Consider the following 25,342-nt stretch of genomic DNA (forward strand, 5'->3'; position numbering starts at 1 on the left):
GTCCTAGGAGGGTCAGCCGTTGCGAGCGGCGACGTAGGCGGCCGCAGCCGGTTCGAGGAGGTAGTCGCAGTCGTCGAGGCTGCGGCCGGTGAAGAAGCGCATGACGAGGTCGCTGGCCTCCTCGCGGCGCTGCATGAACACCCAGTGGTCGGCGTCGGCGATGGCCGCGAAGGTGCAGTCCCCGATGGTCTGTGCGAACTCGCGCTGTTCTACGAGAGAGCTGATGGTGTCGTGTTCACCGCAGAAGACCAACGTGGGCACCCCCTGGAGGCCGCCTTCGGGATCGAGGTTCTCCAGCACGGACCGTTCCATCGTCCAGAAGCCGTGGGCGTTGGCGGTGACCGCGCGCAGCGTCATGCGTTTGACGAGCTGGCGTACCACGTCACGGTTGCTGACGGTGACCTGCTCGTCGGAGCACAGGAACATCTCGGCGAGGACGTCGACGAAGCCGCGGGGGTCCCCACTGTGCATGCGCTGGGCGCCGCGCTTCCACAGGGCGATGAGCTTGTCGCTGATGCGGACGGGGACTCCGCCCAGGACGAGCTTCGCGAAGCGTTCTGGGCGGCGCTGCGCACAGCGGAAGGCGATGGCGGAGCCGAAGGAGTATCCGAGGAAGTTGACGCGGTCCACAGCGAGGTCGTCGATGATGATCTCGGTGGCCCGGCACATGACCTCCATGCTCTGCTCGGGGCGCAGGGGGGTGGACCGGCCGGCGCCGGGGAGGTCCACGGAGATCAGGCTGGCGTGCGGCAGGACATGGCGTTCCATGATGGACCAGCCGTGCATGCCCTGGAGGACTCCCCCGATGACGAGGACCGGTTCGATGACGGGGTATTCGGCTTCGATGACCTGGTAGGAGAATGACAGGCCGTCCAGGGACAGGGTGCGGGTGATCGCCTCGGTCACGGTTCTCCCTCAGACGGCGGGCGGACAGGGTTCGTACGGGGCTCTGCGATCCCCTCGGGCAGTTTTTTGGTGCGGGCCGGGGCTGCCGGTGGGGCGGCTTGCTGGGGGCTGGGAGGCCGCACGCCGGTCAGTGTGGGGTGGCGGCGGCGCAACCCTGTCGCTGGCTGGCGATGCCTTCCAGGGCCGCGGTCACCAGGTCCGCGGTCTGCCCCAGGGTCATCCCCCCGCTTGCAAGGGAGTCGTCCAGGTGGATGCGGTAGTGGTCGGAGAGGGTCACGAACATCTCCACCTGGGCGATGGAGTCCAGGTCCAAGCTGTCGAAGGTGCGCTCATAGGTGAGTTCGTCTGCGGCCACGTTGAACTCGGAGGCCAGGTAGGTGCGGATGTACTCAAGAGGGTGCTGCGCCGGCTGGCTCATGCGTCTTCCTTCAGGACGAGGGCTTGATGTCGGGCCAGTTCAAAGCGACCGCCCCCCACACCGCCCCGCCGCCGAACGCGGTCAACAGCGTCCTGGCCCCGGCGGGGACGGTGGCAGCGGTGACGAGGTCGTTCATGACCAGCGGGATGGAGGCGGACGAGGTGTTCCCGACCTCACGAATGTTGGCAAATCGGCTTGCCGCAGGTACGCCGACCAGGTCGGCGACCTTGTCCAGGATCCGCTGGTTGGCCTGGTGTCCGATGAACGCCCCAAGGGACTCCACCGGCCACTCCAGCCGCTCCATCAGGAGCCTGGATACTTCGGTCATGCGGCGCACGGCGTGGGCGAACATGTCCGGCCCGCGCATCTGCAGGCAGCGGTCGGCCCGGGCGGCCGTGCCTTCGGTGTCAGGCTGCCGGGATCCGCCCGAATTGACGACCGCCAGGTTCTTCTGGGTACCGTCGCTGCCCAGGAGCACGGCCTGGATGGCACCCGGCTCCTCCAGGTGCCCGCTGCGCAGGACGGCGGCACCGGCGCCGTCGGCGAACACGACAGCCGTTCCTCGGTCGGAGGGGTCGGTGATCGTCGACAGCGTCTCAGCCGCCACGACCAGCACACACTGCGCCTGCCGCGAGGTGATCCACGCATTCGCGGCCGCCAGCCCGTAGGTGAATCCGGAGCAGGCCGCCGCGATGTCGAAGGCCGCAATCGTTCCCAGGCCGAGCTGCGCGGCAACCCATGGGGCGGTCGCCGGCGAAGGATGGTCGGGCGTTGTCGTGGTCAGCACCACCAGGTCGACGACCGGGTAGCCGGCGCTGCGCAGCGCGGCCCGGCCTGCCTGCACCGCAAGGTCCCCGGTGCTCGTACCCGGCTCAACCCACCGCCGACGCTCGATACCCGTCCGGCTGCGGATCCACTCGCCAGTGGTGTCCAAAGCCGTCAGCGGAGGGTCCTCGTTACCGATGATCCGCGGCGGCAGAAAGGATCCGACACCTGATACCACGGAAGCTACACCGGACGCCATGAGGCTCCTTACGCCTGTCGCGGCTTCATCAATTCCCCAGCCACGCAACAACACTCGCCTGAGCATGGCAGCCGGGCGGCACTGTATTCACGACCCGACAGCCATGTCAAAGACAAGGAAATGCATATGTGAATTCAAATTACTATGTGCTGGCGCCTCTTCGCGGCGCCGCATGTGCCCTGTATGCAGCTGGTCTCATGACTGCCTCACGTCATCGCCGTGAGCCCGCCCGCGCCGGTCGCCCATATCCGAGACGAGTCGGCCGTGTCCTCAGGAGTCGGCTCGGGATCTGGAGGTGATACCTCTGCGCCGGATCGCCGCACGGTCGCCAACAGCACGCGACCTGGCGCGCCCGGCGGCCAACTGCGCGCCTGCATCGGCGGACCCGCGCGCCGAAGGCGGCACACTCATCCCGTCGTTCACATGGCGCACGTGTTTCCTGTATGCGGCCCGCCTCAGGTACGCGCCGGGCCAATCCCACATACGAGCCCTGTCGGGAAGCAACATGAGAACTACGTCGTACGCAGCCCCCGCCTGCCGGCACAAAGAAACCCTGAATTTCTCTACAAAACTGGAACCCGCCATCATCTTGCGGAGTATAGAAGACTCCGTCCGGAATTCCTGGACGGCTTGCCCAGGGGCCCATTGAGGCTCTTCCATGCGCTCACACTTGGCCCGCAGCTGACTCCACAGGGGAACGGGTACGGACGGTGCCGTCGCCGTGGAAGCGCCGGCTGCTCCAGGCCTGCAGCATCGAGGTCACGCCGGTCCGGGCGGGACTGTAAAAGGAACGGCTCTGTCTCACATTCGGTGGTGACGCTGAGTTGTCCGGGATCGTTGTTGTTGGTGTGAAGGACGTCAACGAGCTTGTGCGGATGGTGTTTTCGGGTCTGTCTCCGCTGGTCATCGAGGAGGTGGTCGATGAGTGTGAGCGGATCGTGGTGCGGGCGCGGACTCCGAAGGAGGCCGCGATCTGCCCGTTGTGCGGGGCGTTGGCTGGGCGGGTGCACGGTTACCACTGGCGGACAGTGGCCGACGTGTCGGTCGACGAACGCCGGGTGGTCGTCCGTGTGAGGGTGCGACGCCTGGTATGCCCCACGCTCGGCTGCCGGCAGACCTTCCGTGAGCAGATCCCTGGAGTGCTGGAGCGGTACCAGCGACGCACGACCCGTCTGACCAAGCAGATCAAGGCAGTCGTCAGGGAGTTAGCGGGCCGGGCTGGATCGCGGTTGCTGGCCGTACTCGCGGTGGGCCTGTCGCGTCACACCGCCCTGCGAACCCTGCTGAGTATCGCGTTGCCCACCGGGCGGGAGCCCCGCGTGATCGGCGTCGACGACTTCGCTCTGCGCCGACGGCACCGCTATGCCACCGTGGTGATCGACGCCGAAACCCACGAGCGGATCGACGTGCTGCCCGACCGCACCGCCGACACACTGGAGATATGGCTGCGCCGACATCCGGGCATCGAAGTCGTGTGCCGCGACGGATCGACGACGTACGCCGAAGCCATCCGCCGTGCCCTGCCCGTCGCGGTTCAGGTCGCCGACCGGTGGCACCTGTGGCACAACCTGTGTGAAGCTGCCCTGAGCGAGGTCAAGGCGCACAGCACTTGCTGGGCCACTGTGCTGGACGCGCCGCTCTCATGACGCACACGCGACACCGTTTCCTTCCGGCTGGGGTCCTCCCGTAAGGCCGTCCGCCCTGTTCGAATTCTCTGCCAGTCCGCGTGTCGCCCCGCGGGGCTGCTCGTTACGATCATGGCTCTCGGCATGTTGACCTGGGGCCTTGTGACAGCGAAAGGTCTTCTCCGCCGCCATGTCTTACAGTTCACCCGACCTGGACCCAGCCCCCTGCAGCGAAACCGTGCCGCCCCTGGACCAGCGGCCGCCCGGCGCCCACCCCAAGGTGCTGCGAGACGAACTCGTCGCCGCGGCCCAGTGGGTGTCGCACTACCTGGCCGAGGTTCCGGCGGGCGCGGTATACCGCCCGATGCCACCGGCCCACCGGCAACGGCTGCGCGAGCCATCCCTCGCCTCACAGGGGCAGGAACTGGGCCGGGTACTGGACTTCGTACGCGAAGAGATCGCCCCGTATCCGACCGGGAACGGACACCCCGCGTTCTTCGCCTGGGTCAACTCCCCACCCGCACCCGCCGGCATCATCGCCGAACTACTGGCCTGCGCCGTCAACGCGACCTGCGGCATGGGCGAGAACGCCCTCATGGACCTGGAACGCGGCACCGTACGCATGCTCGCCGACCTCGCAGGACTACCCGACGCGACAGGCGGGGTGCTGACCAGCGGCGGCTCCATGGCCAACTTGCTCGCCCTGGCCACTGCCCGCACCTGGTTCCTCGCCCAGCGCGGCGCCGGCGACGGCCCCGCCTACGACCGCGACCACACCCGCCTCACCCTCTACTACAGCGCCCAGGCACACATGTCCGTCGCCAAGGCCGCCGCCTGCATCGGCCTGCCCGCTTACCGGCTACGCCCTGTACCCGCCGACCACCACGACCGCCTCGACCCCGCCGCACTGCGCACCGCGGTCAGCGCCGATCGCGATGCGGGCCTGCTGCCTTTCTGCACGGTCACCACGCTGGGCACCACCGCCACCGGCGCCGTCGACCCACTCGAACCGGTCACCGCCTTGTGCCGGGAGACCGGTATGTGGCACCACGCGGACGGCGCCTGGGGCGGACTCGGCGCCGCCGTCCCCGCCCTGGCACCCCTCTACCAGGGCATCAGCGGAATCGATTCACTGACGGTGGACCCGCACAAGACACTCAGCGTCCCGGTCGGCTGCGGAGCCCTGCTCGTCCCGGACCCCGCGCACCTGCACACAGCCTTCGCCCACCACGCCTCCTACCTCACCGCCGACGAACCCGGCGCGCTGCCATGGCTGTCCCACGCCACGATCGAGCTGACCCGGCCCGGCACCCGCGCGCTGTCCCTGTGGGCCACCCTCAACCACCTCGGCCGCGACGGCGTCACCGCCCTGATCACGCACTACCTGACCCTCGCTGACCAGCTGCGAGAACGAATCACAGCCGAACCCCGGCTCGAACTCCTCGCGGGCGGACCCTGGCCCGTCGTCTGCTTCCGCATCACCGACGCAGGCAGCGGCGACCCGGACTCGTTGCACACTCGCGTCGCCCGACGCGTACAAGTCGGCGGGCGCGCCTACCTCGCCACCGTCAACGCCCACGGCAGCACTGTCCTGCGTGCCTGCCTGTGCAACTACCGCACCACCAGCAACGACCTCGACCTCCTGATCCGCGAAGTCCTCCACGCCACCCACACCCACACGGACACTGACGGCGGCCATCCCACCGCCAGCCACCAGACGCCGCACCGGTGAGCACCAACCAGACCCCGAAGCGTTGATCAGCATCGAACCGATCCCCCACAAACCTCGCCGGAGTCTCCCGCTCCTGCTGAACGCGCCCAACGGTGACCGTGAGCTAGCGGCGTCGTTGGCCAGGCCTGATCCAAAACTGATGCTTGCTGGTCTTACCGCCGGGGTTGCTCTCGGCCCCGTTCCCACCGCTCTGGCCAGTGACACCGATGTCGTCACCGACCTGGCGCGCACGGCCGAGGCGGTCCCCCTCGTCGAGCAGGTCAGTGATCTCACGCCGTCGGACGACAGACCGAAGAAGTACAGGGTGAAATACGTGTCGGAGATCTCGAACGGGGACGACAGGGAGGGGAAGCCAGTATTTGGTGGAACCCGGTCCGGTGTATGAACGCGAGAACGGCGAGCAGTAGGCAGTTGGCGGTGTGCGTACGCCCCGCCGCAGGGGGCGGCGGGGCGTACGGAATCGGCGGATCCCCGGCACGCCGGAGACGCCTCGAACGCTGTGCTCCTCGTGCATGGCCTTGCGATGCGCGTCGCGGCCTGGAGAACTACGCAGCGCAGGTCCGCGAGGCTGACCTGCTCTACGAAACGGAACTCATATATATGTCCGCTTTGCTTGCCGGCACCGTTGCTGACCAGACCCGAGACTTTCAGCACGGCACGTCACCACACCACCACAGCATCCGGGCACACTGCCGGTAAACGATCACCGAGAATGCCACACCGCCGGGGGCGCCCATCGGGACCCGCTTCCCGGGCCGGCTCCCCCCTTTGGGGCCCGGATGGCGCGCACCGCTGACCGGCCATCACCGGCCGAGCATCGACACCTTGTTCGGGTCGGTCCGGTGGTACTGCCCCCCCCAGAGCGCTCTGGCCACCGGGCCTCACCCGAGCACGCCTATCGGCGCGGGCTGCCGCCGACCCTATCCCCCGGCAACACGAGCCCCCGGCCCCTCCCCGAGACCGCACCCCACGACACCACGCGCCGGCCGGCAGGACCACAGCAGCGCGGGTCTGGAGAAAGGCCCCGGCGACCCGCCGCCAGGAAAGTCGGGATTGCCGCGGCGCCCTGAAATCGTCCAGAGCGGCAATCGGTGGCGCTACGTTGAGTGTCAGCGTGATCACTACCTAAAGGATGGTCTGTCGATGAGCACGTCCGCACCGGGCCCCCTCCTGACCTACCGGCTGAGCCGCGCGCCGAAAGCTTTCAGCGCCGGCGCCAAGCCGGACACCGACGGTTTCTCGCTCACCATCGGCGAGGACCTGGTCCGGGACGTGCGCGCCTACAACATCTCCATCGCCGTCCCCGTCGGTCCATGTGACCTGGTGAGGGACCCGGACCACGTCGACAGGGAAACGACCGGCGGGAGTGCGCCCTCCCAGGGCAACGGCTGGGACGTCGAGAGGTACACGAACGCCGCTGGCACGCACGAGGTCTTCGTCTGGACCCCGCGGCGGGACTTCGCCACGTTCAACGGCACATGGTCCCTGACGCTGTCCGTGACCTTCGCGCCCAACCCCGATGCTCGCAGCGTCGACCTCGCCATCCAGGAAACATCCTCCTCCGCCGACTCCGAACACGGCCGAGTGCGGTTCCAGCTCACGGTCTCGGCCGACGACGAGCCGGTCATCAAGCCCCTCGAATCGAGGGACATCTTCGAGGCCTGACCGACCCCGAGAACCCCGGCGGCCCCTTCGGCTCTTCACTGAAGAGGCCGTCACTCATTCACGGTACGCGGCCAGCCTGAACCGGTCTCAAAACCGGCAGCATCCAGTGCCCCGGCCAACCGGTGCCGGGGCGGTAGACGCGCACCGTGCGGGTTCTGGCTCACATTCCGTGTAGTCGTTACGGAGAGTCAGATCTTCGGGGCCATGCGATGGCGGTCGGGATGGGCGCGAAGCCGCGGTGAGGTGAGTTCCAAGGCCCGGTTGTCGCGTCCGGCGCTCATGTGGTTGAGCCAGCGTTAGTACCAGTCGAGGAAGTCGGTGGCGGAGGAGACGCTGGGGCCCCAAAACCCGTCGCCGTTGCCGATGAGGACGCGGCCGGTGAGGGGACCGGTCACCGCGATGACGCATACGTCGGTGCAGCCCATCTCTATGACGTGGAGGAAGAGGTCGCGTTCATGCGGCCCGGGGCCTACGCAGCCGAAGCCTCGGGGTGTCCCTGGTTCTCCGGGCGCTTCCATGACCAGCAGGGAACACCGCTCCAGTGGCATGAGGCCGTAGAACGGCCCCGGCGAGCGGCAGCCTGACGTGATCGGTCCCCGTACGGCAGGATCCCGTCAGGGAGAACGAGACACTGGTTGCGATCATCGCTGACGCGGCCTCCCTGGTGGGTGCCTGGCATAGGCGGGGGCTTCGCTGTTCGCGGAGCCGGCAAGCAAGCCGCAGGAGCTGTTGAGGCTGGACTTGCGCAGGCGACCAGCGCCTACCTGGGTCCCCTGGACACCGCCCGCCGAACCGCGCAGCGGGAGGCCTACGTACGCCTCCTGACCGCCGCCCAGGAGTACGCCGAAGCGGTGTCCCCAGTCATCCACATCGCCACCTCCCTGGACCTCATCGAGGAACGAGCACGAAGGAGTGCAGCTCCGAGGTATGTCGCCGACTATGCCGCCGACAGGGAACAACTCGCTTCCGCCAATGACGCCCGCTTGGTTCGGGCGGCAGCTCAGCATGTGACCCTTGAGGGTCCTGAAAGCGTCGCCCAGGTCGCGGACCGGGTACAGGGTGCCGCCGTTCAACTTGAGTTCGTTCTCAACCATGCCGGGCGGTCGAGCCATGGCCCCGACGGTGTAACCGCCCCTGACCCGACCCGGTCCAGGCAGCACCTGAACACCCTGCACCTCAGGATCAGGGAGTTCACCGAAGTCGCCCGGGAACACCTGAACCAACGCGAACAGAACCCCGGTCAGCCCGAACCGTCGCCCGGACGGATCGCGCGGATCAGGGCTGTCCTGACGCTCGCTGGTAGGGCCCTCAACTATGGAGATTCGTCACCCGACGGGCCTGACTGTCCATGCGGCAGCTGATCACCGGACCAGTCGGAAACTCTTCCCGATCGGAGGAGGACCCGGGGCGGAGGGGATGATCCCCTCCGCCCCGTAAGCGTCAGCCCTTCGGGCTTCCCTCCGAGCAGGCATATTACGCAGAGCACCCCCTGTCATTCGCATGCACAGAAAAGCAAGATAAAGATATTTCGATTCTAGTTATTCGAACCTTAAAATGTGGCCAATCGGGTGAGAATTGACGCAACCCAAGGCTGTAATTTGCCCGGCGATAATCGTCGTGCGCGACACGTCGCCAAAGCGGATCCAGCCGGCCCGGTCGTGGCAATCTGCTCGCCTGTGTAAGGACTTTCGAGCGGAGGTGCGTATCCGGTGAGCGCCACTGTCAATCCCACCGTCAGCAGGCGCCGGCTGGGGTCGGAGCTGCGCCGACTCCGTGAGATCAGCGGTATGACGACACAGCAGGTGACGGAGCGCCTGCTGATTTCCCAGCCCAAGATCAGCCTGCTGGAGAACGGCCGCCGCGTCATCAAGCCGCGCGATGTGCGCGATCTCTGCGGGCTGTACGGAGTTCAGGATCAGCAGAGGGTTGACCATCTGATGCAGCTGGCCAGGGAATCGGGTCAGCAGGGCTGGTGGAACTCCTACGGCGACATCCCGTACGGCGACTACATCGGTCTGGAGGCCGAGGCGGCCGCGATCCGGCTCTACGAGCCGCTGGTGATCCCTGGCCTGTTGCAGACCCCCGACTATGCCCGGGCGATCATCGCAGGAACGATCCCTCACGCCGCGCCCGAACAGGCCTCCGCACGCCTCAAGGTGCGGCTGCGGCGCCAGGACCGGCTGGGAGCCCCGCGGAACCCACTGCGCTTATGGGCGGTACTGGACGAATCGGCGCTGCGGCGCGTCGTGGGCAGCCGCGAGGTCATGCACAAGCAGCTGGACCATCTGGCCCGCCTCGGTGCCCAGCCGCACATCACCATGCAGGTTCTCCCTCACGGCGTGGGTGCGCACCCAGGTATCTCGGGACAGTTCTCGCTGCTCGAGTTCGCCGAGGCCACCGATGCAAGCGTGGTGTATCTGGAAAGGTTCACCAGCGACCTCTATCTGGAGAAACGTTCCGATGTGCGGCTCTACGGCGATATGTATGCGCACTTGCAGGCTCAGGCGCTGAGCCCGGACAGTACTCTGCCTTTCATCGACGAAGCCATGAAGGCGTACGCCGGCCCGGGACGACGTGAGGGCCAATTTCGGAGCTGATCACTCGCGAGCGCTACTGAGCCCCTGGACGATGCGTCCAGGGGCTCAGCCGCCGAACGGCGGGCGGGACGTCCTACGCGCTTGACCGGGCTTCAGCCCCTGCCGCCTACCCGTACGAAGCAGTCGCTGACGGGAGTGCGGAGCGTTGGCCGATCCGGCCGAGTGCTCGAGACCCGAACGGGCAGGGGCGTGACGCGGTCAAGTCTGCGATGGGCTAGTCCTGTCGAGTCGTACCTCGCCGGATTCTCTTCCTGGTGAAGAGGACGGAGCCTGCGACGAATGCCAGAACTGCCGCAGAGGCGGCCATGATGCCGGTCCCGCCGCTTGAGCCGGCCCCCTCCGGCTGCTGACCGGTGGCGGCGCTCACGTGCGCGAAGTTGACGCTCCTGGCCGCGTGGCCGGGACCCGCTTGGCCGGGGTCATTGCCCTGGCCGTTCGGCATGAATCCGGCCCACGGCGGCTTGTCGAAGTCGTGGTCGTCCTGACCGTTCTCGCCCTTGCCGTGGTCGCCTTCCTTGTCGTGGTCGTGGCGGCCGTCCTCGTCCTTGCCGTGATCGCCGTCCTCGTCCTCGTCCTTGTCGTGGTCGTGGCGGCCGTTCTCTCCCTTGTCCTTGTCCTTGTCCTTGTCGTGGCCGTGGTGATCCTTCCCGCCCTTGTCACCGCGAGGCCCCTTGGGCCCGGCGGGTCCTGCAGGGCCGGCAGGTCCGGCGGGGCCGGACGGGCCGGGGCTGCCGGGTGCACCGGGGGCACCAGGGGCGCCGGGAGCGCCAGGGCTGCCGGTCGGGCCGGGAGCACCGGTCGGACCGGGGCTGCCGGTCGGACCCGGGGAACCAGTCGGACCGGGGCTGCCGGTCGGACCCGGGGAACCAGTTGGGCCGGGAGGACCGCTCGGACCAGGAGGACCGCTGGGGCCGGGAGGTCCGGGCGGTCCTACGGCGCAGGCTGGCCTCGTAATGGTGTTGTTGTCCATCGTGACCGCGGCCTCACGCGCCAGGGCGCGGCCTTCGATCACGGCGCTGTTGTTCAGCGTGATGGACTGCATGGCCAGGATGGTGCCCTTGAACTGGGTGGTCGTGCCGAGGGTGGCGGAGCTGCCCACCTGCCAGAACACGTTGCAGGCATTTGCTCCGTTGATGAAGGCCACGGAACTCGACGAAGCAGTGGTCAGGGTCGAGGGAATCCGGAAGATGAAGACCGCGTTGGGGTCGTTCTGGCCGTCGAGGGTGACCGTCCCGGTGAGTTGCAGGGACGGCGGGGTTGCCGGGGCCGTGTAGACGCCGGGCGTCAGCGTCAGTCCGCCGATCTCGTCTGAAGCGAGAATGGTCCCGGGCCCCCGGCCTGCCGCGTCGTCGTAGGCGACGACGAGGTCTGATTTCGCCTGAGCGGCGGCGGCGTTGGGGGCTACGCGCGTCACTCCGTTGACGATGCCGGGCGGGAAGCCAGTCACCGACGTGCCCGGATAGAGGCCCAGGTCGCCGTTGATGACGGTGGGGTTCGTGTTGGTGACCATCGCACCGGCCAGAACCCCGTAACTGGCGGTGGTCCCCAGCAGCACAGGGGCTTCTGCGGCGTGGGCGAGGGTCGGGACCAGGGCGGCCGACGCCAGGAGCGCCGCGGGGAGCAGGGTAGAGGCTCCCCGTTTGAGCAGACTGCGTTGAGGGCTTGTGTCGGGTGGAGCCGACCGGATGACATCCGATGCCACAACAGGACCTTTCTTGTTGCTTCTATCCGCGGTCCTCCCGAAGGGAGGATTCCGAGCGCCCGCGACGATGACTTCTCAGGGCCGCAAGCTCCCTACCTGCGCCGGCGCGCAGGCCCACCACCCCGAGCGGGGGACCACAGACCGACTCCCTGCCAGAAGTGGTGATGCGCCGTCACCCGGCAGTATTCACGCATATTTCACAGCAATAGACCACAAATCGGAAAAGAGGGGCTGCATGAGTGACGCAGCGCCAGCAAGGCGGATGTGCCGCACGCCCGTGCGAATCGGCTGCATGGTTCCCTGTTCGCCGCCCGCAGGCCACCAACGAGGAACATTGCGAGCAGTCCGGCGTCTCGTACCCGACCACGGCGACGGGGATGCGCCAAACGATCTTGTTCATGATCTTGCCCCTCCGATCGACGACGAGGTGGCGGCCCTGGGCGGCGGGCGCCTACGGGGCGGGGGTGAACTCCACGTCGGTTCCGCCGCAGTCGGCCGCGATGTCGAACAGCCGGTCCCGCTCGGCCTCGTCGACCGCGAGGCGCCAGCGGAGCTTGGTCGCGGTCCACTCGGCGCCGTACCGGCACAGCGCATCCGGTGCCGGCGGCAGCCACTCCGCCGGATCCTGGTCCGCCTTCGACCTATTCGAACGCGCCGTCACCGCCACCAGGGAAGCCGGCTGACCCTGATCGTTCGCGTACACCTCGCACCTTTGTGCAGTCCACGAACTTGCGCCCGAATCCCAGGCTTCGGCGAGCGGGACCATGTGGTCGATGTCCAGGGCCCCGGCCGGCGTCACCTCCCGCTCGTCGTAGTGGCTCCACCAGGTCCCGCCGGTCAGGGTGCAGCCCGGCCCGATCTCCGGGTACACGATCGCCTCGGCCAGGAGGACCTCCTGGCGGGTGTTGCAACCGTCGGCCGGAATCTCGCCGGCGTTCCAGTGCCGGAAGGAGGTCCGCTGGTAGCAGGTCCGGTCCTCCACCGCCAACGGCAGCGCGGACACCGCGACCCCGATCGGCAGCACCTGCGGCACGACGGCCGCAGCCGGAGCCGGGGCGGCGGGTGGTGCGGCCGCGTGCGCGGCCGTGGGCAGAGTCAGGGTCAGGGCGAGGGCGGCGACCGCGACAGCGGCCGCTTCGTGATCATCATGAGCCGGTTGTACCGGCCACCACACCATCAGCAACAGGCCACCCTGGCCCGGTTCACCCGCCCGAGCACGCCGGTTCACCGGCGAAACGCCACTGCACCAGGCCCCAGCCCGGTCAGCCGGCGGCCGCCGCCGGACCCTCTCCGAACCTGGGTACGCCTTCGAGCCCCACGTCCAGGCGCAGCCGTTGGAACCGGAGTGGGTGGCGGTAGATGCCGCCGTGGTCGATGGCGCGGTCGGCGCTGACCTCGGCGACCAGGGCGGGGTGGACGAGGGTGGTGTCGAGGACGTCGCGGCTCCCCCACGTCGCGGAGAAGCGCACGCCCTCCCACGGGTGCCCGGGCGCGGCTGCGGTGAGGTGCTCGGTGACCTGCCGGGCGGCGTCCGGGCGCAGCGGTACGGTGCGGCCGACGGCGCGCAGCCGGCCGTTCTGGTCGTGGCGGCCGACGACGAGGAGCTGCGGGCGGGTCAGGGTGCCGGTGATCGCGCCGACGATCGTCTCCGTGGCGTCCCGCCTTCGAACCTTGGTCCAGCCCCGCGTATTTGGAAGGTATTTGCTGGTCAGAGGCTTGACGACCAGGCCTTCGACGCCTGACACGTCGGTCCAGGTCTCCAGCCAGTCTTGTGCCGACGCCAGGTCGGTGGTCATCGGGCACAGCGTCCACGGGGCCGTCAGGGCGCGGGCGGAGAAGAGCACTTCGAGGCGTCGTCGGCGCTCACCGTAGGGCAGGTTCAGGGTCTCGACGCCGTCGAGTTGGAGGACGTCGAACGCGACGAAGTAGGCCGGGGTGCGGGCCGCGAGGGCGGCCGCGCTGGGGGCGCGGGCGGCCGCCCGAAGCGGGCCCCGGCCTCCGGGTACCAGACCAGGAGTTCGCCATCGAGGACCAGGCCCGGCGGGAGCTGCTCGACCGCGGCCGCGACCAGTGCGGGGAAGCGGTCCTGCACCAGCGAGCCGCGGCGGGTCTGGATCAGGACCTGGCCGCCCGGGGCGGGCTGCGTGAACAGCAGGGCGCGGTGTCCGTCGAACTTCTGCTCGTACGCCACCCCGGCCCCCAGGCGCGTGAGCGGGATCGCCTCGGCGGTCTGCGCCAGGATCGGTTCAACAGGGGGGCGCAGCGTCACACCGGGGCCTTTCGTTTCGGGTGTCTGCCTGCCTCATCATGGATGCCATGGGTGACCAAGAAGGCCGTGACCTCGGCATGTGGGTGGACAGCGGTGACGGGCGGGTGGTCGTGCATGTCGGTGGTGAGATTGACATCGATCGGGCCCCGATGCTGTACAACGCCCTCCATGTACGGCACCGGTGTCCCAGCGGGCGACGGCCGGGCTCATGCCAGTGCGGGCCGCCAGGTCTTTCACGAAGCCCCAGCCGGTGAGGTGCGGGGTGACCGGCACACGGGCCCGCGGCCACGTCCCGCCGTGACCGGTCGCCACACCGGCAAGGAGGCGCGCACCCCTGACGACTTCCACGGCTGGAGACCACCATGATCGAACGCAAGCAGCTCAAGGACGAAGCCCAGATCACCTTCGTCCTACCCGCAGACGACCTCGACGGGCCTGTCAGCGTTGTCGGGGGCTTCAACCACTGGAACCCCGCCGCCCACCCCCTCGAACCCCAAGGCGACGGTACCCGCACCGCGACGGCCACCCTCCCCGCGCACAGCAGCCACTCCTTCCACTACCTCGCCGCCGGCGACTACTGGTGACCACCACGCCGGCGCCAACAGCCGCATCCACAACTGCACGTGATGTGGCTGACTCCGAATGACCGTTGTCAAGCATCCAGGGTGAGTGCTGCCGAGTGGTTCATGTCATGGCGGTGGCACGTCGGAACCGTGGCTACCGCTTGCGCGCGGTCAGCAGGGCGAACGAGAGGTACTCCCCGCCGTCCTCGGTGAGCATGTCGATCACCGGCCGGTTGGCCTTCTCACCGTCCGGCTGGTGCTCGGCGCACGCACGCGCCCACAAAAGCCAGTCCCGCCAGGCGTCCTCCTGGAACCGTGCGGATGTCACGTCCACCAACTCGGTGATCTCCCAGTGGAACCGCCACCACTGCGGCGTATGCCATGCAATGGCCTCCCAGCCGACCACGCGCTTGATGTGGGGCGGGATCACGCCGAGATCGCGGACCTCACAGTTCATGCCGGGAGTCGCCACACCGAGCTGACCACCAGGGCGCAGGAAGTGGGTCAGGTAGGGCAGGTAGCTGTCGGCGGTGCCGAAGTATTCGAAAGCGTCGATGCTCACGATCGCGTCGAAGGTCTCCGCCTCGAACGGCAGGGCGTGAGCCTCCGCCCGTACCGGCGTCACCTGGCCGCTGACCCCGGCCTCGGCGAAGACGGCGGCCGCATCCTCCGCCGGTATCCACCAGTCCGCGGCGACAACGTCCACGCCGAACTCCCGGGCCAGGAAAACGGACGTGGCACCCTTGCCGGAGCCCAGGTCAAGGACCCGCATCCCGGGCCGCAGATCCAGATCCCGGGACAGGTCCTCCAGGAGCCACAACGGATTCGGGCCCATGTCCAAGCCCACCAGCCAGGCCGGATCGTAACGGGAAGAACGCGGGTATCTATCCGGCCGCACAAGATCATCCAAAGCAGTCACGAACCGAACTCAAACCCCCGCCCGCCAAAGACGCAACCCCTTTCCTGTGCGGCTCTGCCGGGTAAGAGCGGCGGCCTGCCGCGCAGTGCCGTACGTGGTTCGCGCAGTCGGCGACAAGGGGGTTGCGCTCGCCGATCGAGAGCAGGCGAGCGGTCACGACCGATCCGGTACTACAGGAGGAGGTCCCGATGTCGGGCACGGAGAAGACCAAGGCCACCATCGAGCAGGCCAAGGCAAGGGGGACGCCCGACAGGCCGGGGTAGACATCAAGGACATCAAGGACACCTTCCGCCACTGAACGCGGCGCCCTCGTCCGCTGCCCCTTTTCGGGCCCCGGCCCTCCCCCCGGTCCGGGGCCCGATCCCATCCCGGGCAAGCGCGGAGGCGCAGACGTGGTTGCGGCGGCTGCCGGACGGTAGGGCGGTAGGGCGGTAGGGCGTGCCGTTGCGGTCGGCGCCAAGACGTGGGCGTGCCGCGATCGACTCCACGTCCGTCAGGTTTCGGCACCTGCTCCGGGGTGGAGGTGCACAGTTCAGGGCGGAGACGAGTTTGGGAGGGCGCGCCATCGAGCGCCGCTGCGGCTGGCGGTGGGGCGCCGATCCAGCACGACGCCATTTGCCATGCACACGCCATACATCCTAGGGTCGGGCGCATCCTGATCATTGACACGGGAGTTCCCGCCAATATGCGCATGCACCGGCTCGTCAGCGCCACGACCACAACCCTGCTCTGCCTCACGGCCCTGACCGCATGCGGAAGCGATGACAAGGGCGGATCCCTCGATGGGGCCCTGGGCAACCAGGCACCCGCGAAGAACGGCGGAGCCGACGGCTCGAGCGGCTCCGACGGCGACGGCAAGGCCGGCGCCCCGGGCCTGCCCAAGGCGGGCACGATGGCCAAGGCCGCCCAGATCGTCAACGCCTACGGCGCCTGCAACGACATCTCCACCGACCCGAAGGACGACGACTTCTTCCCCGGCGACGAGACCTACGACAGCAAGTGGGGCGTCACCGAGCGCGGCGCCTGCGGCAAGGGCACCCGCATCTTCATGTCCAAAGACCTCAAGACCTTCCAGGCCACGTACAAGGCCGAACTCGACGCGGACCGCAAGGAAAGCCCGAACAAGGGCCACCGCGGCAAGTTCCTCCTCGGCCAGGACTTCGCCGTCCTGCCCGACCAAAAGTCCGTCATCCGCAACGCGATCAAGCCCGGCGGCCTCCTCATCCTCAACTGCCACCCCGACTTCAACCCGCCCACCGGCTACCGCAAAGACCCCGCACTCGTGAAGGGCTGCGTCCTGACCGACTACTTCGAAGACTGACATTCCTCCGCCAGCGTCGTCACCCTGACGACGTGCGGGTGTCGGTCCCTCACTGCTCGGGGTAGCGGTGCTTCTCCTCGTCCCTCGCATGCTCCTGCGGTGTCTGCCAGGAGTCCTCACGGCCTCGGACCACCGGATTCTGCTCGGCGGGCCGCGGCGGAGGCGCCGCACGGCGCCTGCGCCGGCTACCGAACCAGAAGGCGGCGATCAGGAGCAGGACCAGCACGCACCACACCGGCACTGATCAGAAAGAGCGATGCCTGACCTTCAACGGCGAGAGTTCCAGTAGCGATCATGCAGCGCACCTACCCGCAATCCGCCCCGCCACCGTCCCGGCGCCCCATTCGGCCAGTGGCCCACTGGAGCAACGCCGCGCGAACGTACCGGCGCCCGGGTCACCGGGGCGCGGAGCAGAGGCGTGGGTGGACAGGGAGGCACAGCGCCCACGGGGCCGTCAGGACGCGATCGGTGAAAAACTTCTCCGGTTCAGTCCTGCGGTCCCTGTACCGCCGTCGCAGCAGCTCCTCGCCGTCCAGGTGCAGGAACGTCGAGCGCAACGAAGGAGACCGGCCGCCGGACGGCCAGGCCCATGGCGCCACGGCGGCCGGCGACGGTCCGGCGCTGCAACGCCTCGAACGACAACCAGCCCTCCTCAGCGTCCCACCCCGCTTGCCATCAACGACCAAGCCCTCCGGCAGTTGTCGGCGGCTACGACCAGGCTGCGGAATCGGTCCAGATCGCGTCTCTCCGATCATGATCGGAGAGGAGGAGTGCGGAGGCGGTGGAGGGCTGGACGTATGCACCAGTCGTAGCGGGTGACCGCTGTCCCACGAGCGCCTACTCAAGTCCTCCGAGGCGGAGGAGGTCTTGGAGCTCACCGAGCTTCGCGGACGACAGGGCTCCCACACGCTCGAGCAGGTCTTCCCGGGTGAGGGTGACCAGCCACGTGCAGGGGATCAGGCCTGGACGCGGAAGTGCAACCCGCAACACGCCTTCGACCGGGGATCCTTCGCAGGCTCCTATTGCCAGCTCAGCGGCCATACCGCTGAGCTCGGTGGCCGCAGGAGCGACGACCTGCATCGCCCGGAACTCGGAAGCTTCTTCCCCCGAGAGCAGCACGACCAGGCGCCGCTCGCCGAAATCGGCCCGCCAGACTTCGCCCCGCTGCATAGCTCCCCCTGACATGGAACGGGCGAACACTGCTGTGCACCCCGGTTCGAACACCCATTGTCGCCCCCAGAGGCTCCGGCCGATCACGAGCGGAGCCAGATGACGAATGCCGCAGATGGGGGCGCCCTTGATGTAGGCGGTGGCCTGCGCGGCGTCGTAGAGGCGCAGCCTCTCACGTGGGTTGAGGACGGGGACGCGGGCGCGGAAGTCGGCGCCGTGGCGGCGCCGCCAGGTGTACACGGGCAGGCCGCTCGCGGTAGCGATGTCGTCCTCGGTCATGGTGCTGCGTCCCTGGTTTCCAGGAGAAGACGGCCAGCCCCAGCACCTCGTCAGCACCCGCCCCGCCGGCACCGTCGTCACCCACACCGCGGCGAACGGACCCAAGCACTTCGAACTCACCGGCGCAGTCCTGCCCGACGGCACCTTCGCCGCCGAGCCGCTCCACCGCTTCCTGTAGCCCCGGACACAGACAGCGGAACCCGCGACTGCTCGCCGGTATCGCGAAGGTCCGCCACCCCGGACGGGTCGCGGCCCTCGACCCGCGGCAGGCGTACGGGGGCGGGGTGAACTCCACCTCCGTGCCGCCGCACCCCTTCTCGAGCACGCCCTCGGCATTCTCGGCTCCACCTGTAACCCCGACGCCTACCCGATGATCGAGCCCTACCGACAACACCCCGTGGACTACGTCCGCGAAGCCGCCGTCATGGCGCTCGCAGACCTGCCCGCCCAGTACACTCCCGCAGTGACGGAGCGCAACTATTCAAGATTCCTCGGCACCTCGCGCACGGGCCGATCTGGGCTGGTGCGCAGGTCAGGGGCGGGCGTGGAAGTCCGAGACACTCCCTGGTCCGTTCCCGAGGAGTACGGGCTGACCACTGTCAGGGACAGTGCGGCGGACCCGGGACGCTGCGGGTTGAACGGGAGCGCCTCACCGTCCGGATACTCGGTCGGAAGCGTGGGGCCAGTGCCGTAGAGTGGTGTTCACCGACGCGGGGTGGAGCAGCTCGGTAGCTCGCTGGGCTCATAACCCAGAGGTCGCAGGTTCAAATCCTGTCCCCGCTACCAACGCAACAGCCCCCTCGACCACCAGGTCGAGGGGGCTGTTCGCATTCAACGCCCGCGTGTGCCGTGGAGACGGCCGGGTGCATGCGAATCGGGCGGTTCTACTCGCCGGGCCGCACCTTCACGATCTTGATGTCCGTGGCGCCCTCCGCCTCGAGATCTGCCTTGCGGTGTTCGGCGCTGGGCTGGTCGTAGCTCACCGTGGACACCATGGTCTTGCCGTCGCGCGCGCGTACCCACTTCACCCGGTAGTTGACCATCGGTCCGCTCCGTCGTCCGCTCCGCACTCGTCGGGCCGGATCAGCAGGCCATGTCTTCGCATCCGGTACGGACATCCGCCCGCCCCAGGTCGACCGGATCTCATCCAACAACTTCGGGTAGTGCTCTCCGTGCGTGTTCAGCGCATGCCACACCGCATCCAGAGCTGCTTTGAGCGGGTCGGGCTCGGCAGCAGCGAGTACGGCGGGGAGAGCGAAATGCGGCTGTGAGATGGGCCCACGAACCTGCGGCGTGCTGGCAGGGAACACGAGCTCGGTGAAGACCATCGGTGCCTGGCTGCCCGGTAGCCGGTCAAGCTCGTAGCTCGTCTCCCCGTCGCTCTCTTCTGCAGTCTTGACCCACATCAGCCCTGCCGGCGGCTGGGGAAAGTACGGCCGCCGCTGGGGCGGTACTGCCCCGAGAACATCCGGACCCGGTTCGAGAGGAGTGGACCGCAGAGCCTCCCACATCCGGGCCGCGTCATCGAAAGGGGGCGGTAGCGGATGCCCCTGCGTCAACGCGGCGAGCGCCTCGGCGACCCACGGCACATCGGTCAGGCCCGCCACCTCGCAGGCCCGCTGAGCGGCGAGCACCGCCACGGCACACTGGACGTCGGGATCCGCGGCGCCGAGGTCGTGGACCAGGTCACTGTCGAAGTCGAGCAGCCCCAAGACGTTGCTCCCGCGGACACGGCGCAGCGACTCACTCGGCAGTCTTCCGCCCCACCGCCACCTCTCGTAGTGCAGCTGCGGATCCTCCGTGACCCCTACCCCATCTGAGACCAGCTTGTGCACAACGCCCCCCGTTCGGGACGGCCTATGAAATCCCTATCGGATCTGCCGCCACGTCTCCCGCATCATGCCGCAGGCCACTGACACGCCCGGGACACCGGCCGGGGTGACGCAGCCGAGCGGTCGTTCATGTCCGGCCGCCGTGGCTCTCGCGTACGGTAACCACCGCCCACCTACTGACGCCGACTGGCCACGACGCCGTTCAGATCGGCTCACCTTGACTAGCGCAGAGAAGCCGCGCTCCGACATGCCGTTACGGGGTCAGGGCCTCGCCGCTCTGTGTGGCGTGCAAGGCCGTGCGGCAGGCTCAGTACGGGGGCTGAACAGTGTCCGAACTCCCGCCCGACCTGCCGCACCTGCGGACGGTCGTCACGTACCTGCGCGGCGAGCTCAGCCGCGCCGAACGGGCACTGAACACGGCGGAAGAGGACGAGGCCCTCGCCGGCCGGCGCCGGCTGGCTCCCGGTCCGCATCCACGTCGGGGGCTGCTGGGACAGCCAAAGCGCTGCGCCCCCATCGACACCGACCAGGCGCGGCGGGCTCTTGTCGAGGGGATACCCGCCTGCCCGCACTGCCGGCCCGACACCGCCCTCGGGATGCCGGAGTGAGTGTCTGGCGGCACGGTGGAGGGATGTCCCCTGACCTGCGCATCGTCGTCTCTCTCCCCCCCCCCGGATGCCGAGGGCGGGCGCCGTGTCCGCGTCGACGGAGAGATCCTCGGCCGTGCCCTCGGCCCCGGCGACCTCCTCGAATTCCTGCGCCGTGCCGGCCTCGACCCTGACGACGTCCGCATGGACGACGAGCTGCTCATCGAGTGGCGCGGCGGCGGACCGGCCATGTGGAGCCCGGACACCGGAGAGCAGTAGCGCAACCAGGCAGACAACACTGCAAGTCCTGGCCCTGCTTCAGCGAGGCCAGGACTTGCAGCTGGGGCGTCTGTCGGAAGTGCTTTAGGTTGGCTGATGTGAGTGCGCGGGGGCGGAGTTACCGATACGTCGGACCGATTGAGCTGAAGGCTGCGGTCCGGCCTGGCAGCGGCGGGTGCCCGATAGGCTCGGCGGCTGCCTTCGACGGTTGGATCGCTGAGCGATCGGCAGCGGAGCTGGCCGAACCGTTCACCTTCGTGGTCGGCACGGATGGTGTGCTTCGGCTGGCGCCGCGGCGAAGCGAGCACGTGGCCTGCGCCGGTGGGGACATGGTCCTTAGTGCCGGCGAGGTCAGCTTCATGCGTGAGGCAGACCGGTGGTCCGTGGGCGAGGTCAGCAACCAGTCCACCGGATACTGCCCGGACGTGACCTCCTGGCCGGCAGTCGCTCATGCTCTGCACGATGTAGAACTTGGGCGGCCCTCCGGCTTCACCCACGCGGTGGTGTTCCGGCGGTGCCCCAACTGCCAGGAACACAACATCGTGCGCGAGGACGACTTCGTCTGCGTCTTCTGCGACAGCGATCTGCCAGAGTCGTGGAACGTGGATCCCACCGTGTGATGGCCAAGGGTCACAGCCACTCGTTGATGGCCGCGACGAGGACGGTCGCCTCGTAGCGGACCGCGAGCTTGTCGTATCGCGTGGCGACGGCGCGGTTCCTCTTGAGGCGGTTGATCCCGCACTCGACCGCGTGACGTTCGCGGTAGTCGACCGGGTCGAAGCGCGGCGGCCGGCCGCCGCGGGAGCCGAGCTTCTGGCGGTTGTAGGCCTGGTCAGCCTTGTCCGGGATGGTGCAGCGGATCCCGCGGCGGCGCAGGTAGGCACGGTTCTTGCGAGAGGCGTACGCCTTGTCAGCCTCACGCGGTCGGGTCGGACGCGTGGCCGGCCCGGCCCGATGCGGGGTACTCGGATCTTGTCGAGCACGGGTTCGAATTGCGGCGAGTCCCCGCGCTGCCCGGCCGTGATCACGATCGTCATGGGCTTCTGGCCCTGTTCGACGGCCAGGTGCAACTTGGTGGTGAACCCGCCGCGTGAGCGGCCCAGCCCGTGATCATCGGGATCGGTGAACACACCGCCCGGCGGTTCTTTCTGCAGGTCCCCTTGCTTGCGGGCCCCAGCCGCGTGCTGAGGAGCACGACAGACCGTGGAGTCGACGCTCAGGTCCCATGTGATCGCACCCTTCGCGTCGGCCAAGGACTGCAGCCGGGTCAGGATCCGGTGCCAGGTTCCGGTCCGCTGCCACCGACGGAACAAGTCGTAGACCCGGCCCCACGGCCCGTACTCGACGGGTACGTCCCGCCACGGAACACCGGCGGACCCAATACCGTATGCCGTCGATCAACCGCCGCCGAGGTCAGAGTTCTGGCCGGTAGCCGGTGGGGTGTACGGGATCAGGCCAGTGCCGGTCACGACGCCAAGGCCGGTCACCCGGGCGCAGCAGGGTCTCCGGCGGCTGGCCGCTGGCGCGGCGCTGGCTCGCTGTGGCGGCGCCCACGAACAACAGCATCAGGAAGCCCGCCGCGCTCAGCGGCCACGCGATGAACCAGCCGGCGATGAAGAGCAGAAGTCCCACCGCGACCAAACCCCTTATCCAGTCCGGTCCCTGCGCTTCAGCCACTGCCGCCCCCTCAGGTATATCGAGGCCACAGCGTACGCCCGCGATGGTCAGCCCGCGGCCGAACGAACAGACAGACGTACAGCCTGGGCGGTATGGGGGGCGGTGGACACGCGCCGCATGGGCGTGCCGGCCGCAGGCCGGGGTTGTCGCGCGGGTGCCACCGTGGCGCTTGCACATTGATAGACGGCGTCCCGGCTGTCCGGCATCGTCGACCGGTTCACCTTCAGCGGCGCGATCGTCGAGACCGGCACCGAGTCCTACCGGCTCGCCCGCACCAAGGCGAAGTGGAATCCACGCCCGCTCAGCCTGACGGGCCACCCGCATCGGCCTCGGAGCACGGCCTTCTTTACCATCACCGCATGACCGACGCATCGACCCTGGCCCCGTTTCATCTGGACGAAGGCAGCGAAACCGACCGCTCCCACTGCCTCTACCTCTTCGAGATGGACCAGGTCGCCGATGTCTTCGAGGAACACGGCGCCGAGAGTAACGGTCACGGGTGGGAAGGCCTGGCAGAGTCATTGGTCCATTCCCACATGCCCGAAAGGGCCGACCAGCTCCACTTCGGATCAGAGGGCGACACCTTCGCAGTCACCAGCACCGACCTCACAGCCCTCACGGAGCTGGCCATTCTCCTGCACTCCGCCTTCCACAACCGCGGACTCCTCAGCCACTACATCCAGATGGCCGACCCGCGCTTTATCGACCGATAGAACCCCGCAACGGGGGCCGGAACAGGCCAGAACGCGGGGCCAGCTCAAGCCGTTCCGACAGCACTCGACCGGGCTGGATGGAGCCACTTCAGATCGCGGGTAAGCGGGGCCGGAACTAGGCCGTTTCGTTCGGATCATCTGATCGTTTGCCCTGGTGTGTCATTGAGTGACGCGCAGTGGGCGCGGATCGAGCCGTTGCTCCCGGACCGGACCCCGAAGCGGGGTGGGCGGTGGCGGGATCACCGTGAAGTGATCGACGCGATCGCCTGGAAGTTCAAGACCGGATCGCAGTGGATGCACCTGCCGGAGAGGTACGGCAACTGGCGGGGCGTATACAACCGGCTGCGGATGTGGGCCGTCGACGGGACGTGTGAGCGGGTGTTCACCGCGCTGATGGCCCACGCTGACGCTGATGAGGATCTGAACTGGGTTGTCTCGGTGGACTCCACGATCGTGCGCGCTCACCAGCACGCCGCCGGGGCCCGCAAAAAGGGGCCCCGGCCGGTGAGCCCGGTGACCGTGCCATCGGCCGCTCCCGCGGTGGGCTGACCACGAAGATTCACCTCGCCGCCGACGGCAATTGCCGGCCGTTGGCCTTCGTGCTCACCGCCGGCCAGGCCGGTGACGCACCCGCTTTCGCGGACGTGATGGCCCGCCTGTGTGTCCCACGCCGGCGCGGCAGACCTCGCACCAGGCCGGATGTGGTCCTAGCCGACAAGGCGTACTCCTCACGCGCCATTCGCGACCACCTGAGCAAACGCGGAATCCGAGCGGTGATCCCCGTCCCGGCGCACCAGCGGGGCCACCGGCTGCAGCGAGGCAGCCGCGGCGGTCGGCCACCCGCCTTCGACCGCGAGGCATACAAGCAGCGCAACACAGTTGAGCGGTGCATCAACCGCCTGAAGCAGGGGCGCGGCATCGCAACCCGCTATGAGAAGACCGCGACCATCTACCTGGCCGGACTCCACGTCGCCGGCATCTTCCTCTGGTCCGCGAGATGAGGCCCTATGACGAAGCCGTCTCTTCCAAACATGACTGGAGCCGTCCCTGCAGGGACGGGACGGACGGGGCGTCACAAGACATGACAACAACGAGCCTGCCGAGTTCGATGCCTTCGGGCCGCTGTATGTAGGACCATCGCCGCCCTGCCCGCAGCAGGGTGTTGAAGAGCAGCCGCTGTTCGGAGGGATCGCCCGACAGTGCCTCATCCGCGGCCTCGACGATCAACACCCAGTGGTCCGAAGACAGCCATTTCAGATCACGCAGACAGTCGGAGAGGGCACTCCAGTTCCACCCGAAGTAATCAGGCAGCCTCAGTCCGTCGTAGAACTGCTGGAACACAGCGTCCGTGTCGCGCATCTCCCGGCCGTCGAGACGCGCTACGTACGTCCTGCCGGTCACGGGAAGTAGCAGATCGACAGGCAGAGCGCCTTGCTTCGCAACCACGTGCAACCAGGGCACGGTGTACACCGCCACTCTCCCTCCAGTGATCCAGGCCGTCGACTGCTGGCAGCCGGTCATGGCGGCGAGCTGCAAAGTCTAGATCCAAACGAAACGGCCTAGGCGTCAAAGCCAAAACCTCCTCGCGCTCGCCTAGGAGGGCCTGACCACCTCCGTCGTCTACGACCCCGACGTGTGACCAGTTGGGCCAGTCGGTGCCCGGCGCGGGGCTGGCCCCGTTGCTCGAAGGAGCGCCGGCGAAGTGGGCGTTGGTCGGCCTCGCCACCGCAGTCCGGCCACACACGCCGCTCAGACCCAAACGGCAGCACCAGGCGTCGGCAGGCTGCTCGCAATACGTGCTCCGTTACCGGCAAGGGGTGCCACGTGGAACCGCCGACATTGCGTCGGTGATCAGCCAAGCAGTTCGTGACATCGCGCCATAGACATGACACTCCCTCCAGATTGGGCCAAGTGTTCGATATTACTTGGCGGTTGGGCGAGATCACTTGCCTACTCGACCTTGGGGGGAATCATCACTTTCGCACCATTAACACGTCATGTTCCTCGGTTAGCCGCTCTGGCTGCGGTGGCAGTCGTCCTGCCCGGGGCGCCCACGGCCGCGGC

Annotated in this window: 24 protein-coding genes, 1 tRNA gene and 6 pseudogenes; 14 read left to right on the forward strand and 17 right to left on the reverse strand. The window is 68.0% G+C overall.

The genetic code is table 11. From position 1 onward, the window contains the following. Positions 1 to 12 precede the first annotated feature (12 nt). From ACFY1T_RS16095 to ACFY1T_RS16105, 3 genes are all read right to left on the reverse strand, one after another. On the reverse strand, positions 13 to 906 hold the full coding sequence (locus ACFY1T_RS16095; protein WP_390788663.1) for an alpha/beta fold hydrolase: 894 nt from the start codon (positions 904 to 906) through the stop codon (positions 13 to 15). 127 nt (positions 907 to 1,033) lie between these two features. Continuing rightward, positions 1,034 to 1,324: an acyl carrier protein gene (locus ACFY1T_RS16100; RefSeq protein ID WP_376136916.1), complete on the reverse strand. Its 291-nt coding sequence runs from the start codon at positions 1,322 to 1,324 to the stop codon at positions 1,034 to 1,036. Positions 1,325 to 1,334: 10 nt separating this feature from the next. Beyond that, positions 1,335 to 2,348, reverse strand: a complete 1,014-nt coding sequence (locus tag ACFY1T_RS16105) for a beta-ketoacyl-ACP synthase 3 (protein WP_390065033.1) — start codon at positions 2,346 to 2,348, stop codon at positions 1,335 to 1,337. 875 nt (positions 2,349 to 3,223) lie between these two features. Between ACFY1T_RS16105 and ACFY1T_RS16110 the strand changes: the two are divergent. The 4 genes and pseudogenes from ACFY1T_RS16110 to ACFY1T_RS16125 form a co-directional block, all read left to right on the forward strand. Further along, positions 3,224 to 3,988 (forward strand): annotated as a pseudogene (locus ACFY1T_RS16110) (ISL3 family transposase); the annotation flags it as partial. 175 nt (positions 3,989 to 4,163) lie between these two features. Continuing rightward, entirely contained in the window at positions 4,164 to 5,705 is a 1,542-nt protein-coding gene (locus ACFY1T_RS16115; protein WP_390788664.1) for a pyridoxal phosphate-dependent decarboxylase family protein, read from the forward strand. A 22-nt stretch (positions 5,706 to 5,727) separates the two neighbouring features. Further along, a complete protein-coding gene (locus ACFY1T_RS16120) occupies positions 5,728 to 6,090 on the forward strand; it encodes a hypothetical protein (RefSeq protein WP_390788665.1) in 363 nt (120 codons plus the stop codon). A 758-nt stretch (positions 6,091 to 6,848) separates the two neighbouring features. Next, positions 6,849 to 7,370, forward strand: a complete 522-nt coding sequence (locus ACFY1T_RS16125; protein WP_390788666.1) for a hypothetical protein — start codon at positions 6,849 to 6,851, stop codon at positions 7,368 to 7,370. Positions 7,371 to 7,558: 188 nt separating this feature from the next. Here the strand turns inward: ACFY1T_RS16125 and ACFY1T_RS16130 are convergent. Next, positions 7,559 to 7,936, reverse strand: a pseudogene (locus ACFY1T_RS16130) (SMI1/KNR4 family protein); the annotation flags it as partial. Positions 7,937 to 9,079: 1,143 nt separating this feature from the next. Here ACFY1T_RS16130 and ACFY1T_RS16135 point away from each other — a divergent pair. Next, the gene (locus ACFY1T_RS16135) at positions 9,080 to 9,967 is read left to right on the forward strand and encodes a helix-turn-helix domain-containing protein (protein ID WP_390788667.1); all 888 of its coding nucleotides are present in this window, start codon (positions 9,080 to 9,082) and stop codon (positions 9,965 to 9,967) included. Between the two features lie 214 nt (positions 9,968 to 10,181). Here the strand turns inward: ACFY1T_RS16135 and ACFY1T_RS16140 are convergent, their stop codons facing one another. From ACFY1T_RS16140 to ACFY1T_RS16160, 5 genes and pseudogenes are all read right to left on the reverse strand, one after another. Then, on the reverse strand, positions 10,182 to 11,522 hold the full coding sequence (locus tag ACFY1T_RS16140) for an ice-binding family protein (RefSeq protein WP_390788668.1): 1,341 nt from the start codon (positions 11,520 to 11,522) through the stop codon (positions 10,182 to 10,184). A gap of 598 nt (positions 11,523 to 12,120) precedes the next feature. After that, positions 12,121 to 12,846: an HNH endonuclease family protein gene (locus ACFY1T_RS16145; RefSeq protein WP_390788881.1), complete on the reverse strand. Its 726-nt coding sequence runs from the start codon at positions 12,844 to 12,846 to the stop codon at positions 12,121 to 12,123. Between the two features lie 85 nt (positions 12,847 to 12,931). Beyond that, a complete protein-coding gene (locus ACFY1T_RS16150) occupies positions 12,932 to 13,678 on the reverse strand; it encodes an ATP-dependent DNA ligase (protein ID WP_390788882.1) in 747 nt (248 codons plus the stop codon). A 38-nt stretch (positions 13,679 to 13,716) separates the two neighbouring features. Further along, positions 13,717 to 13,938: pseudogene (locus tag ACFY1T_RS16155) on the reverse strand (ATP-dependent DNA ligase); the annotation flags it as partial. A 171-nt stretch (positions 13,939 to 14,109) separates the two neighbouring features. Beyond that, positions 14,110 to 14,199: pseudogene (locus ACFY1T_RS16160) on the reverse strand (DUF2267 domain-containing protein); the annotation flags it as partial. Positions 14,200 to 14,300: 101 nt separating this feature from the next. On the opposite strand from ACFY1T_RS16160, the gene ACFY1T_RS16165 reads away from it, so the two are divergent. Then, positions 14,301 to 14,522, forward strand: a complete 222-nt coding sequence (locus ACFY1T_RS16165; RefSeq protein WP_390788669.1) for a hypothetical protein — start codon at positions 14,301 to 14,303, stop codon at positions 14,520 to 14,522. 133 nt (positions 14,523 to 14,655) lie between these two features. Here the strand turns inward: ACFY1T_RS16165 and ACFY1T_RS16170 are convergent, their stop codons facing one another. Next, a complete protein-coding gene (locus tag ACFY1T_RS16170; RefSeq protein WP_390788670.1) occupies positions 14,656 to 15,420 on the reverse strand; it encodes an SAM-dependent methyltransferase in 765 nt (254 codons plus the stop codon). 685 nt (positions 15,421 to 16,105) lie between these two features. Between ACFY1T_RS16170 and ACFY1T_RS16175 the strand changes: the two genes are divergently transcribed. Continuing rightward, on the forward strand, positions 16,106 to 16,741 hold the full coding sequence (locus ACFY1T_RS16175; RefSeq protein ID WP_390788671.1) for a hypothetical protein: 636 nt from the start codon (positions 16,106 to 16,108) through the stop codon (positions 16,739 to 16,741). Between the two features lie 49 nt (positions 16,742 to 16,790). On the opposite strand, the gene ACFY1T_RS16180 is transcribed toward ACFY1T_RS16175, so the two are convergent. Then, positions 16,791 to 16,967: a DUF6479 family protein gene (locus tag ACFY1T_RS16180; RefSeq protein ID WP_390788672.1), complete on the reverse strand. Its 177-nt coding sequence runs from the start codon at positions 16,965 to 16,967 to the stop codon at positions 16,791 to 16,793. 611 nt (positions 16,968 to 17,578) lie between these two features. Continuing rightward, the gene (locus tag ACFY1T_RS16185; RefSeq protein ID WP_390788673.1) at positions 17,579 to 18,190 is read right to left on the reverse strand and encodes a hypothetical protein; all 612 of its coding nucleotides are present in this window, start codon (positions 18,188 to 18,190) and stop codon (positions 17,579 to 17,581) included. Here ACFY1T_RS16185 and ACFY1T_RS16190 point away from each other — a divergent pair. Next, positions 18,189 to 18,368 carry a hypothetical protein gene (locus tag ACFY1T_RS16190; RefSeq protein ID WP_390788674.1) on the forward strand — a complete coding sequence of 60 codons (180 nt, stop codon included), beginning with the start codon at positions 18,189 to 18,191 and terminating at the stop codon, positions 18,366 to 18,368. The genes ACFY1T_RS16185 and ACFY1T_RS16190 overlap by 2 nt on opposite strands. Before the next feature lie 531 nt (positions 18,369 to 18,899). Next, positions 18,900 to 18,976: transfer RNA gene (locus ACFY1T_RS16195), tRNA-Met, on the forward strand. A 98-nt stretch (positions 18,977 to 19,074) separates the two neighbouring features. Here ACFY1T_RS16195 and ACFY1T_RS16200 read toward each other — a convergent pair. After that, the gene (locus ACFY1T_RS16200) at positions 19,075 to 19,902 is read right to left on the reverse strand and encodes a hypothetical protein (RefSeq protein WP_390788675.1); all 828 of its coding nucleotides are present in this window, start codon (positions 19,900 to 19,902) and stop codon (positions 19,075 to 19,077) included. A gap of 446 nt (positions 19,903 to 20,348) precedes the next feature. Here ACFY1T_RS16200 and ACFY1T_RS16205 point away from each other — a divergent pair, with 446 nt between their 5' ends. The 3 genes from ACFY1T_RS16205 to ACFY1T_RS16215 all read left to right on the forward strand — a co-directional run bounded on the left by ACFY1T_RS16205 (position 20,349) and on the right by ACFY1T_RS16215 (position 21,508). Next, entirely contained in the window at positions 20,349 to 20,630 is a 282-nt protein-coding gene (locus ACFY1T_RS16205; protein WP_390788676.1) for a DUF6233 domain-containing protein, read from the forward strand. Positions 20,631 to 20,645: 15 nt separating this feature from the next. Continuing rightward, the gene (locus ACFY1T_RS16210) at positions 20,646 to 20,888 is read left to right on the forward strand and encodes a hypothetical protein (protein ID WP_390788677.1); all 243 of its coding nucleotides are present in this window, start codon (positions 20,646 to 20,648) and stop codon (positions 20,886 to 20,888) included. A gap of 98 nt (positions 20,889 to 20,986) precedes the next feature. After that, positions 20,987 to 21,508: a hypothetical protein gene (locus tag ACFY1T_RS16215; RefSeq protein WP_390788678.1), complete on the forward strand. Its 522-nt coding sequence runs from the start codon at positions 20,987 to 20,989 to the stop codon at positions 21,506 to 21,508. A 10-nt stretch (positions 21,509 to 21,518) separates the two neighbouring features. Here the strand turns inward: ACFY1T_RS16215 and ACFY1T_RS16220 are convergent, their stop codons facing one another. The 3 genes and pseudogenes from ACFY1T_RS16220 to ACFY1T_RS16230 form a co-directional block, all read right to left on the reverse strand. Continuing rightward, positions 21,519 to 21,881, reverse strand: coding sequence for a transposase (locus ACFY1T_RS16220; RefSeq protein WP_390788883.1), 363 nt, complete (start codon positions 21,879 to 21,881; stop codon positions 21,519 to 21,521). A gap of 23 nt (positions 21,882 to 21,904) precedes the next feature. Further along, a pseudogene (locus tag ACFY1T_RS16225) lies at positions 21,905 to 22,270 on the reverse strand (transposase); the annotation flags it as partial. A 31-nt stretch (positions 22,271 to 22,301) separates the two neighbouring features. Then, positions 22,302 to 22,565: a hypothetical protein gene (locus tag ACFY1T_RS16230; RefSeq protein WP_390788679.1), complete on the reverse strand. Its 264-nt coding sequence runs from the start codon at positions 22,563 to 22,565 to the stop codon at positions 22,302 to 22,304. A 359-nt stretch (positions 22,566 to 22,924) separates the two neighbouring features. On the opposite strand from ACFY1T_RS16230, the gene ACFY1T_RS16235 reads away from it, so the two are divergent. Then, positions 22,925 to 23,278 (forward strand): Imm51 family immunity protein, encoded by a 354-nt coding sequence (locus ACFY1T_RS16235; protein ID WP_390788680.1) that lies wholly within the window; start codon positions 22,925 to 22,927, stop codon positions 23,276 to 23,278. A 156-nt stretch (positions 23,279 to 23,434) separates the two neighbouring features. Continuing rightward, positions 23,435 to 24,267 (forward strand): annotated as a pseudogene (locus ACFY1T_RS16240) (IS5 family transposase); the annotation flags it as partial. Between the two features lie 16 nt (positions 24,268 to 24,283). Here the strand turns inward: ACFY1T_RS16240 and ACFY1T_RS16245 are convergent. After that, positions 24,284 to 24,814 carry a barstar family protein gene (locus tag ACFY1T_RS16245; RefSeq protein WP_390788681.1) on the reverse strand — a complete coding sequence of 177 codons (531 nt, stop codon included), beginning with the start codon at positions 24,812 to 24,814 and terminating at the stop codon, positions 24,284 to 24,286. Between the last annotated feature and the right edge of the window lie 528 nt (positions 24,815 to 25,342).

The organism is Streptomyces sp. NPDC001194 (assembly GCF_042896985.1).
In the GTDB taxonomy this organism is placed as follows: domain Bacteria; phylum Actinomycetota; class Actinomycetes; order Streptomycetales; family Streptomycetaceae; genus Streptomyces.